Origin of the sequence: Metabacillus mesotrionivorans (assembly GCF_052171315.1) — a bacterium.
Taxonomy (GTDB): domain Bacteria; phylum Bacillota; class Bacilli; order Bacillales; family Bacillaceae; genus Bacillus_P.
Map to the genome: position 1 here is coordinate 394766 of NZ_JBQMFF010000004.1, position 10610 is coordinate 405375.

8 protein-coding genes are annotated in these 10610 nt (G+C 45.3%); all 8 read left to right on the plus strand.

The features are described 5' to 3' along the window. The first annotated feature begins 21 nt into the window (after positions 1 to 21). The 8 genes from gpr to dnaK all read left to right on the plus strand — a co-directional run bounded on the left by gpr (position 22) and on the right by dnaK (position 10309). Positions 22 to 1140: a GPR endopeptidase gene (gene gpr / locus ACTSEZ_RS14220; RefSeq protein ID WP_369734815.1), complete on the plus strand. Its 1119-nt coding sequence runs from the start codon at positions 22 to 24 to the stop codon at positions 1138 to 1140. Between the two features lie 68 nt (positions 1141 to 1208). Then, positions 1209 to 2408, plus strand: a complete 1200-nt coding sequence (spoIIP, locus tag ACTSEZ_RS14225) for a stage II sporulation protein P (RefSeq protein WP_369734816.1) — start codon at positions 1209 to 1211, stop codon at positions 2406 to 2408. Positions 2409 to 2432: 24 nt separating this feature from the next. Then, positions 2433 to 2774, plus strand: coding sequence for a YqxA family protein (locus ACTSEZ_RS14230; RefSeq protein ID WP_369734818.1), 342 nt, complete (start codon positions 2433 to 2435; stop codon positions 2772 to 2774). Positions 2775 to 3523: 749 nt separating this feature from the next. Then, on the plus strand, positions 3524 to 5347 hold the full coding sequence (gene lepA / locus ACTSEZ_RS14235; RefSeq protein WP_035207325.1) for a translation elongation factor 4: 1824 nt from the start codon (positions 3524 to 3526) through the stop codon (positions 5345 to 5347). 96 nt (positions 5348 to 5443) lie between these two features. Continuing rightward, positions 5444 to 6601 (plus strand): radical SAM family heme chaperone HemW, encoded by a 1158-nt coding sequence (gene hemW / locus ACTSEZ_RS14240; protein ID WP_369734820.1) that lies wholly within the window; start codon positions 5444 to 5446, stop codon positions 6599 to 6601. A gap of 142 nt (positions 6602 to 6743) precedes the next feature. After that, the gene (hrcA, locus tag ACTSEZ_RS14245; protein ID WP_029279550.1) at positions 6744 to 7772 is read left to right on the plus strand and encodes a heat-inducible transcriptional repressor HrcA; all 1029 of its coding nucleotides are present in this window, start codon (positions 6744 to 6746) and stop codon (positions 7770 to 7772) included. A gap of 85 nt (positions 7773 to 7857) precedes the next feature. Then, a complete protein-coding gene (gene grpE / locus ACTSEZ_RS14250; RefSeq protein ID WP_369734821.1) occupies positions 7858 to 8454 on the plus strand; it encodes a nucleotide exchange factor GrpE in 597 nt (198 codons plus the stop codon). Positions 8455 to 8479: 25 nt separating this feature from the next. Next, positions 8480 to 10309 (plus strand): molecular chaperone DnaK, encoded by a 1830-nt coding sequence (dnaK, locus tag ACTSEZ_RS14255; protein WP_282032970.1) that lies wholly within the window; start codon positions 8480 to 8482, stop codon positions 10307 to 10309. The last annotated feature ends 301 nt before the right edge of the window (positions 10310 to 10610 follow it).

Consider the following 10610-nt stretch of genomic DNA (forward strand, 5'->3'; position numbering starts at 1 on the left):
ATTTTGCCAGGAGGAAAACACGTGAAAGAATCATTGGATTTAAGCAAGTACTCAGTCCGGACAGATTTAGCCATCGAAGCAAAGGGAATGGCCCAGGAATCAAGAACTCCTGAACAAAAGGAGAAATCTCCTGAAATAGAAGGTGTCATAGTTAAAGAGAGGGATGAGAACGGCATTAAAATCACATCTCTTCAAATTACAGAACAGGGAGCAGAGCTGACCGGCAAAAAACCAGGCAATTATCTGACGCTTGAAGTTCAGGGAATTCGCCAGAAAGATACAGCCCTTCAGGATCAGGTTGTCGATGTCTTTGCAAAAGAGTTCAGCCAGTTTATGGAGGGCCTGAACATATCCAAAGACGCAAGCTGTCTTGTTGTCGGACTCGGCAACTGGAATGTGACGCCTGATTCGCTTGGACCGCAGGTGGTGGAAAATCTCCTGGTAACCCGTCATCTGTTTAAACTGCAGCCTGAAAATGTTCAGGAAGGGTTCAGGCCGGTCAGCGCCATATCCCCCGGAGTCATGGGGATTACAGGCATTGAAACGAGTGACATCATTACAGGCATCATTGAAAAAAGCAAACCTGACTTTGTCATTGCCATTGATGCACTTGCGGCACGCTCGATTGAACGTGTGAACACGACCATACAAATTTCAGATACAGGCATCCATCCGGGTTCAGGTGTGGGCAACAAGCGGAAAGAACTCAGCATGGATACGCTTGGCATACCGGTTATAGCACTCGGCATTCCGACGGTAGTGGATGCCGTTTCGATTACAAGCGATACCATCGATTTTATTTTGAAGCATTTCGGCAGGGAGATGAAAGAAGGGGACCAGCCTTCCAAAGCACTGACTCCCGCAGGAATGTCGTTTGGAAAAAAGAAAGTTCTCACAGATGAGGATATGCCGTCTGATGAACACAGACAGCAATTTCTCGGAGTCATCGGCACGCTTGAAGATGAAGAAAAAAGAAGGCTGATCCATGAGGTTCTGTCGCCGCTTGGACATAATCTGATGGTAACGCCAAAAGAAGTAGACACATTTATAGAAGATATGGCGACGGTCGTTGCCAATGGCCTGAACGAAGCGCTTCATCAGCAGGTTGACAGAGGAAATGCACGATCGTACACCCACTAAAAAGCAGTCTATTTTCTCCTTCTGCTGCATATAATTCAGCAGGCAGGCTTTAAGGAGGAAAAAGAAAGATGAAGCACTTTCGTCAAACTCGCGGTATTGTCGTCACTCTAAACGGGACAAGCTTGAAAAAAGGATTCGCACTAGGCTTTACTTTGTTTATGCTCGTGTTTTTGCTCTCAGGCGCACTGACTTCGCTCAAGCCTGAATACAGGATTACCTCAAAATCAATTAACGAACTGACAAGCAATATTAACGGACAGGCATTCATTCACCTTCTGGGTTTTGAAAACCGTTATTTTATAAAGGATCTCCCTAAAGAAACGAAGCTTCCAAGTGTATCATCCCTGTTTTTTAAAGCGGCAACAAGCATTAATCCGGATGATCCCCGCAGTCTTCTCGGAAGAGAGCTGCCCGGATTTACTCTCTTTGACAGTAAAATTTTAGTGGCCGGTGAAGGAACCGATTATACAACCATGCCGATTGAGTCTCCGCCTCCAACCGAGGTTCTGCTTGAGGAGAGAGAGGCTTCAATCGCTGACCTGGAAGGAGCAGGTGAAGAACCTGATCAGGCGAAAACGCCGCCGGTCGAAACGACAGGTGACCGGAAAGTTGTCTATATTTATCACACTCATACAACAGAATCCTATCTGCCTATGCTTAAAAATGTGAAGCAGCCAAACAGCGCCTATCACTCAGAAGCTAACGTAACCCTTGTAGGAGACCGGCTTGGGAAAGCACTTCAAGACAAGGGAATTGGGACAAATGTTGATAAAACGAACTTTATGAAAAAACTGAACGAAAAGGGATGGTCCTTCGGAAAAGCCTATACGATGTCCAGGCCTACGGTTGAAACCGCGATGGCTTCCAATAAAGAGATTCAGTATGTGATTGATATTCACCGGGATTCACAGCGCTATAATGTAACAACCGCAACTATAGGCGGCAAGAAATACGCTAAAGTGGCATTTGTCATTGGAGGGAAGAATCCTCTCCGCGATAAAAACAAACATCTTGCATCTGAATTGCACAAGCTGATTGAGAGCAAATACCCTGGTCTCAGCCGTGGTGTCTTCATGAAGGACTCGCCGGGGTCAAACAGCTTGTACAACCAGGATCTAACGCAAAACGCCATGCTCATCGAATTTGGCGGAATCGATAATAACCTTGAAGAACTGAACAGAACAGCGGATGCTGTGGCAGACATTTTTGCAGATTATTACTGGCAGGCTGAAAAAGTAAATGCAGCGCCTGCCGCTGAGAAAAAATAAGCAATCAGATTAGAGGGACGTACGATGATAAAATTCATGCTGAAGTGCTTTGTCCTATGCTCGGTTCTTCTTTTTGGGGTCCTGTTCGGCATGCAGCAGGCAAACCACGGCCTCGTCAAAATGAAAGGCTATGAAGACCCAAAGTTAAGCAGCGCTTTTGAAGTGAAAAATGATGCATCAGGCGAACTCGAAGCTTCTGTCCTCGGAAACACACACAACCTTGAAGAAAAGCAGCAAAAGCTCGAAGACATGGAAGCATTCAACTTCTTTTCCCAGCTGGGAAAGACATTTGCCTCGTTTGCGAGTGCTGTCATTACGGGTCTGATCAGCTTTTTGGCAGGCCTGGTTGAAAGCCTGTTTCAATAAGAGGGATACTGCATAAGATGGAGGGAAGCGGGAAAACTGCTTTCCTTTTTTTTGTTTGGGGATTATGAAGGCAGAAGTGAAAAGTATATTGAGCCCTTCAGATGTTTGATGATCGCTGAAGATCGAAAACTAGGCAAGAATGTGCCCTTCAGGGAAGAGGAAGTAAGCTGAAGGTCGAAAACCAGGCAAGAATGTGCCCTTCAGAGAAGAGGAAGTAAGTTGTAGGGCGTAAACCGGTGAAGAATGTGCCCTTCAGAGAAGAGGAAGTAAGCTGAACGTCGAAAACCAGGCAGGAATGTGCTCTTCAGAGAAGAGGAAGTAAGCTGAAGGTCGAAAACCAGGCAGGAATGTGCCCTTCAGGGAAGAGGGAGTCAGCTGAAGGGCATAAACCGGGCTTGAATTGGTGGCCCCTCCGCTTTTCGGTGATGTCCAGCTCCGCCTTCCAACTCCTCGGCCAGAACAAATCCCCCCAAATAGGCAAAACCCGGCCTTTTCGGGTGAATTCTTATCTGTCTGTCGGAGCTAACCGTAAGGCTCCGCTTTTCGGTGATGTCTAGCTCCGGTGCCCAGACCTTCTGTCAGAACAAAATCCCCGAAAAAGGCAAAAACGGCCTTTTCCGGTGATTTCTTATCTGCCTGCCAGGTCTAAACGGGCCCCTCCGCTTTTCGGTGTTGAATGTTCCCCCCCCTATTGTTATAATCAAAGTTAGTGCATTGGCCAGTTTAGTAGGAGTGATAGAACGATTATGATGAATAAAGACGATAAATTAAAGAGGCAGTCCAAGATCCGCAACTTCTCAATCATTGCTCATATTGACCACGGGAAGTCAACGCTAGCCGACCGGATTCTTGAGAAGACGTCTGCTTTGACTCAGAGAGAAATGAAAAATCAGCTTCTTGACTCAATGGACCTTGAGCGGGAACGCGGCATTACGATCAAATTGAATGCTGTTCAGCTGCGATATAAAGCAAAAGACGGGGAAGAGTACATCTTCCATTTGATCGATACCCCGGGACATGTTGACTTTACATACGAGGTATCCAGAAGCCTTGCTGCGTGCGAAGGTGCGGTTCTTGTTGTAGATGCAGCCCAGGGTATTGAAGCTCAGACGCTTGCAAACGTTTATCTGGCGCTTGACAATGATCTTGAGATTTTGCCGATCATTAATAAGATCGATCTTCCGAGTGCGGACCCAGAGCGGGTGCGTCAGGAGATTGAAGATGTGATTGGACTTGACGCCTCAGAGGCTGTTCTTGCTTCAGCTAAAGCTGGCATCGGTATTGAAGAAATTCTGGAGCAGGTTGTGGAGAAGGTTCCGGCACCAACAGGGGATCCTGAAGCTCCTCTTAAAGCGCTGATCTTTGACTCGCTTTATGATGCATACCGCGGAGTTGTAGCCTATATCCGCGTAGTTGAGGGAACAGTTAAAGTCGGCCAGAAGATTAAAATGATGGCAACAGGCAAAGAGTTTGAAGTGACGGAAGTTGGCGTATTTACGCCAAAGCCTGTACTCATGGATGAGCTTAATGTCGGAGACGTAGGGTTTTTAACTGCAGCTATTAAAAACGTGGGAGACACACGTGTCGGTGATACCATTACGGATGCAAAAAACAGTGCCACTGAGGCGCTTCCGGGCTACCGGAAACTGAATCCAATGGTATACTGCGGACTTTACCCGATTGATACAGCAAAATACAATGACCTTCGCGAAGCGCTTGAAAAGCTTGAGCTGAACGATTCTGCTCTGCAATTTGAGCCGGAAACGTCACAGGCGCTTGGTTTCGGCTTCCGCTGCGGATTCCTTGGCCTCCTTCATATGGAGATTATCCAGGAGCGGATTGAACGTGAATTTAAAATTGACCTGATCACAACTGCACCGAGTGTTATCTATAATGTTTTCCTGACAGACGGATCTGACGTCCGTGTTGACAATCCGTCAAACCTGCCTGATCCGCAGAAGATTGACCGGATCGAGGAACCGTATGTAAAAGCAACCGTTATGGTGCCGAACGATTACGTTGGAGCGGTTATGGAGCTTTGCCAGATTAAGCGCGGCAATTTTATCGACATGCAGTACCTGGATGAGAACCGCGTCAGCATTATTTATGAGCTGCCGCTTTCGGAGATTGTCTATGACTTCTTTGACCAGCTTAAATCCAATACAAAAGGATATGCCTCTTTCGATTACGAGCTGATTGGATACAAAGCATCCAAGCTTGTGAAAATGGATATTCTGCTGAATAACGAAAAAATTGATGCCCTGTCTTTCATTGTGCATAATGATTCGGCCTATGACCGCGGTAAGATCATTGTTGAAAAACTGAAAGAACTGATCCCCCGCCAGCAGTTTGAAGTTCCGATTCAGGCGGCAATTGGACAGAAGGTTGTTGCGCGCTCGACGATTAAAGCGATGCGCAAAAACGTTCTTGCTAAGTGCTATGGAGGGGATATCTCACGTAAGCGTAAGCTTCTTGAGAAGCAAAAAGAAGGTAAAAAGCGGATGAAAACAGTCGGATCTGTTGAAGTTCCGCAGGAAGCCTTCATGGCAGTCCTCAAAATGGATGACAATTAATCAAATGATTTTGAGTCACCGGAAAACTGTGATATCGTAAGAAAAAACTACTGCCGCAGTCGTGTACTGCGGCTTCTTTATTAGAAGGTGAGAACTATGGTACAGGCAGCATATTTTCATATTCCATTCTGCGAACAAATCTGTCACTACTGCGATTTTAATAAAGTCTTTTTAAAAAATCAGCCTGTAGACGAGTATTTGGACAGCATGCATAAGGAAATGAAAAACACAGTAAAGAAAACACCGGCAGACGGCCTCAAAACCATCTTTATAGGCGGCGGCACACCGACAGCCCTTAATGAACGCCAGATGGAAAAGCTGCTTACGTCCATTGCCGAAGAATTTCCGGTTGGAGGTCTTCATGAATATGCTGCAGAAGCAAATCCTGGTGAAGTCTCCTTAGAAAAACTGAAAATCATGAAAGAGCTTGGAGTAAACAGACTGAGCTTTGGCGTGCAGACGTTTAATGACAGGCTGCTTGAAAAAATAGGCCGCAGCCACAGGTCTCTGGATGTGATGAAAACAATCAGCCTTGCAGAAAAAGCGGGCTTTGATAATATCAGTATTGACTTAATGTACGGATTGCCTGGGCAGACGATGGATGATTTTAAAGAAACCCTTCTCACAGCGTTCAGTCTTGATGTTCAGCATTATTCGTCCTATTCGCTGATCGTGGAGCCTAAAACCGTTTTCTATAATTTAATGTCCAAAGGAAAACTTCTCCTTCCTCCTCAGGAAGAAGAGGCAGCCATGTATGAGCTGCTGATGGAAGAGATGGACAAGCACGGTTTCGCACAGTATGAAATCAGCAATTTTGCAAAGCCCGGTTATGAAAGCATGCATAATCTGACGTACTGGAACAATGAAGAGTATTTCGGAATTGGTGCAGGCGCCCACAGCTATGGAGGCGGAGTACGCCGTGCCAATGCCGGACCTCTGAAAAAATACATGACATTAGTTGAAGACGAAGGATTTCCGTATACGAGTGAGCACATCGTGTCTAAAGCGGAAGCAATGGAAGAAGAAATGTTTCTTGGGCTGAGAAAATCCGCAGGAGTGAGCCGTGCCAGGTTTGATGAAAAATTTGGCATGCGCATGGAGCAGGTTTTTGGACAGCAGATAAAGGAACAGATTGCCAATGGGCTGATTGAAGAAAACGGAGACTTCCTCTCGCTCACACACAAGGGCAAGCTTCTTGGAAATGAAGTATTCCAGGCGTTTTTAGGGGTCATTCCTGAAAAGGACGGGCAGTAATCAGTCCTTTTCTTCCTCTTTGTTTTTTTCCTGTCCTGACATGAGAATTTCGTCTAAATAATTGACATTTCACGAGTGATTTGATACTTTTTATTATAGATTTAGCACTCACACATACAGAGTGCTAACAGAGGTGATGATAATGCTAACAGATCGTCAGCTTTTAATCCTTCAGGTCATTGTGGATGATTTTATTCAGTCTGCACAGCCTGTAGGCTCCAGGACATTGTCCAAGAAGGATTCGATCACGTTCAGTTCGGCTACCATCCGCAATGAGATGGCCGATCTTGAGGATATGGGATTTATTGAGAAAACACATAGTTCCTCTGGAAGAGTTCCGTCTGAAAAGGGGTACCGCTACTATGTCGACAACCTTCTTGCACCGCAGAAGCTATCGAATATGGATGTTGTCACAATTAAATCTGTTTTTGCAGAACGTATATTTGAACTTGAAAAAGTTGTTCAGAAATCTGCGCAGATCTTATCGGATCTGACGAACTATACATCGATTATTCTCGGTCCAAAGGTGAACGAAAACCGGCTCAAGCGCATTCAGATCGTTCCGATCAATGACGATACGGCTGTTGCCATTATCGTGACAAATACCGGACATGTAGAGAACAGAACGATTTCGTTTCCGGAAAGCATAGCTCCCCAGGATATTGAGAAGATGGTCAATATTTTAAATGAGCGGCTCTTTAATGTGCCGATTGTGGAGCTGCATGACAAAATCTATAAAGAAATCGTCAGTCTCCTGAAAAATCATATCCAGAATTATGATGCTGTCATGAAGGTGCTTACCGGAACGTTTACGCTTAACAGCAATGAAAAGATTTATTTCGGCGGAAAGACAAACATGCTCAGTCAGCCTGAATTCAATGACATCTCAAGGGTCAGAACGCTGCTTACGATGATTGAACAGGAGCAGGAACTTTACAATATTTTAAATGCCAACGATTCAGGCATAACGATTAAAATCGGCAAAGAGAATGAAAATATCGCAATGGAAAACTGCAGCCTGATCACCGCAACCTACTCCGTCGACAACAGGCAGATTGGCCGCATTGCCGTGCTTGGCCCGACGAGAATGGAATATTCGCGGGTTATCAGCCTGCTGCAGAGAGTGACAAAAGACATGTCCAAGGCGCTGACAAATTTGTATCACTCGTAAAACAATTGTCCATATTGTAAGAGAGCGGAAAAACCGTTTTCCGCTCCTTTCCATGATGTTTATCCTTTAAGGGAGGTGAAAGAAATTGACTAACGAAGCAAAAGAAAGCTTAAAAGAAAATCAGGCAGCCGGGCAGGAAGAAACAGTGATCAGCCAGGAAGAAGAGACAGCTGAAGCTCAGGCCGGCCAGGAGGAAGCTCAGGAGCAGGGTTCAGGCGAGTTATCTGAAGCGAAAGCTAAAATTGAGGAGCTTGAAGCAAAGCTCAGCGATACAGAAAACCGCATGTACCGTCTTCAGGCGGATTTAGATAACTTCAGAAGACGTGCCCGCCTTGATATGGAATCTGCTCAAAAGTATCGTTCTCAAAATCTCATTACCGACATTCTGCCAGCTCTTGATAATTTTGAAAGAGCGTTAAAAATAGATACAGATGACGAAAAAACACAGTCTCTGCTGCAAGGCATGGATATGGTATACCGCCAGCTGATCCAGGCACTTCAAAACGAAGGCGCCGAAGCCATTCAGGCAGAAGGCCAGCCGTTTGACCCGCATCTTCACCAGGCTGTCATGCAGGTGGAAGATGAGAATTTTGAAGCGGGAACGGTTATTGAAGAGTTCCAAAAAGGGTATAAGCTAAAAGACCGCATTATCAGACCAGCAATGGTGAAAGTGAATCAATAAACTACATATCAGGAGGTTTTCTACGATGGGGAAAATTATCGGCATCGATTTAGGTACTACAAACTCATGTGTCGCTGTACTAGAAGGCGGCGAACCTAAGGTTATTCCAAACGCAGAAGGCAACCGCACGACTCCTTCAGTCGTTGCATTCAAAAACGGCGAGCGTCAGGTTGGGGAAGTTGCGAAGCGTCAGTCAATCACAAACCCTAACACAATCATGTCCATTAAGCGCCACATGGGTACAGACTACAAAGTAGAGGTTGAGGGCAAAGAAAATACGCCTCAGCAAATCTCTGCAATCATCCTTCAGCATTTGAAAGCTTATGCAGAAGACTATCTTGGCGAGCCTGTAACGAAAGCCGTTATCACTGTTCCTGCATACTTCAATGATGCAGAGCGCCAGGCTACTAAAGATGCAGGTAAAATCGCTGGTCTTGAAGTAGAGCGCATTATCAACGAACCGACTGCAGCAGCACTTGCATATGGTTTGGATAAAACAGATCAGGATCAGACGATTCTTGTATACGACCTTGGCGGCGGTACATTTGACGTTTCTGTTCTTGAACTTGGCGACGGAGTATTCGAAGTACGTTCAACTGCAGGTGATAACCGTCTTGGCGGAGATGACTTTGACCAGGTAATTATTGACTACCTTGCAGCTGAATTCAAAAAAGAAAACGGCATTGATCTTTCTAAAGACAAAATGGCTCTTCAGCGTCTTAAAGATGCAGCTGAAAAAGCGAAAAAAGATCTTTCAGGCGTTTCATCTACACAAATCTCACTTCCATTCATCACAGCTGGAGAAGCTGGACCGCTTCACCTGGAAGTAACATTATCAAGAGCTAAATTTGAAGAGCTTTCTTCAAACCTTGTTGAAAGAACAATGGGACCGGTTCGCCAGGCTCTTAAAGATGCAGGTCTATCTAAATCAGAAATCGATAAAGTTATCCTTGTCGGCGGATCAACACGTATTCCTGCCGTAGTGGAAGCAATCAAGAAAGAGCTTGGCCAGGAGCCTTCAAAAGGCGTTAACCCTGATGAAGTAGTTGCACTTGGAGCAGCAATTCAGGGCGGCGTTATTACTGGAGACGTTAAAGATGTTGTTCTTCTTGACGTAACTCCGCTTTCACTTGGAATTGAAACAATGGGCGGCGTGTTCACGAAATTAATCGAGCGCAACACGACGATTCCAACAAGCAAATCCCAAGTATTCTCAACAGCTGCCGACAGCCAGACAGCTGTAGACATTCACGTTCTTCAAGGTGAGCGTCCAATGTCAGCAGACAACAAAACGCTTGGCCGTTTCCAGCTTACTGACATTCCGCCGGCACCGCGTGGAGTACCTCAAATTGAAGTATCATTCGATATTGATAAAAACGGTATCGTAAACGTGCGTGCAAAAGATCTTGGAACAAATAAAGAGCAGGCGATCACAATCAAGTCTTCTACAGGCCTGAGCGATGACGAGATCGAACGCATGGTAAAAGAAGCAGAAGAAAACGCTGAAGCAGATAAATTGCGCAAAGAAGAAGTAGAACTTCGCAATGAAGCAGATCAGCTTGTCTTCTCAACAGAAAAGACACTGAAAGATCTTGAAGGCAAAGTGGACGAAGCAGAAGTTGCTAAAGCAAATGAAGCAAAAGACGCTTTAAAAGCAGCCATTGAGAAAAACGAACTTGAAGAAATCAAAGCGAAAAAAGACGAGCTTCAGGAAATCGTTCAGCAGCTGTCAATGAAACTGTACGAAGAAGCTGCAAAACAGCAGCAGGGTGCAGAAGGTGCACAGGGCGCTTCTAACCAGGACGACAATGTCGTTGATGCAGAATACGAAGAAGTAAATGACGACAAGAAATAAATGTCGGCATCCCGAAAGTCAAAGTCAGGCTTGTCTTGACTTTGGCTTTTTTTGATGAAGAAAGATCATGTGATTTGAGGTTTGCCAAAGTCAGGATAGTTTTTAATAATGAATCTATTTGTAAATGGCGATTTTTTTCATATGTCACCAAAACTCCAGCGGACTGAAGCGGAAGGCACTTGACTCCTGCGGGATGAAGAGGGCACTGGAGACCCCGCAAGCGCAGCGAGTTATCATGAACGAAACTAGCTCCTTACTCGTAACATCGTAGGTTAATTTGGTTAGAATGTTTACTGGAAAA

Excerpts from the sequence above, each read along its gene's own strand:
- spoIIP (WP_369734816.1), top strand. The coding sequence starts at position 1,209 with ATGAAGCACTTTCGTCAAACTCGCGGTATTGTCGTCACTCTAAACGGG.
- ACTSEZ_RS14230 (WP_369734818.1), top strand. The coding sequence starts at position 2,433 with ATGATAAAATTCATGCTGAAGTGCTTTGTCCTATGCTCGGTTCTTCTT.
- hrcA (WP_029279550.1), top strand. The coding sequence starts at position 6,744 with ATGCTAACAGATCGTCAGCTTTTAATCCTTCAGGTCATTGTGGATGAT.
- lepA (WP_035207325.1), top strand. The coding sequence starts at position 3,524 with ATGAATAAAGACGATAAATTAAAGAGGCAGTCCAAGATCCGCAACTTC.
- dnaK (WP_282032970.1), top strand. The coding sequence starts at position 8,480 with ATGGGGAAAATTATCGGCATCGATTTAGGTACTACAAACTCATGTGTC.
- hemW (WP_369734820.1), top strand. The coding sequence starts at position 5,444 with ATGGTACAGGCAGCATATTTTCATATTCCATTCTGCGAACAAATCTGT.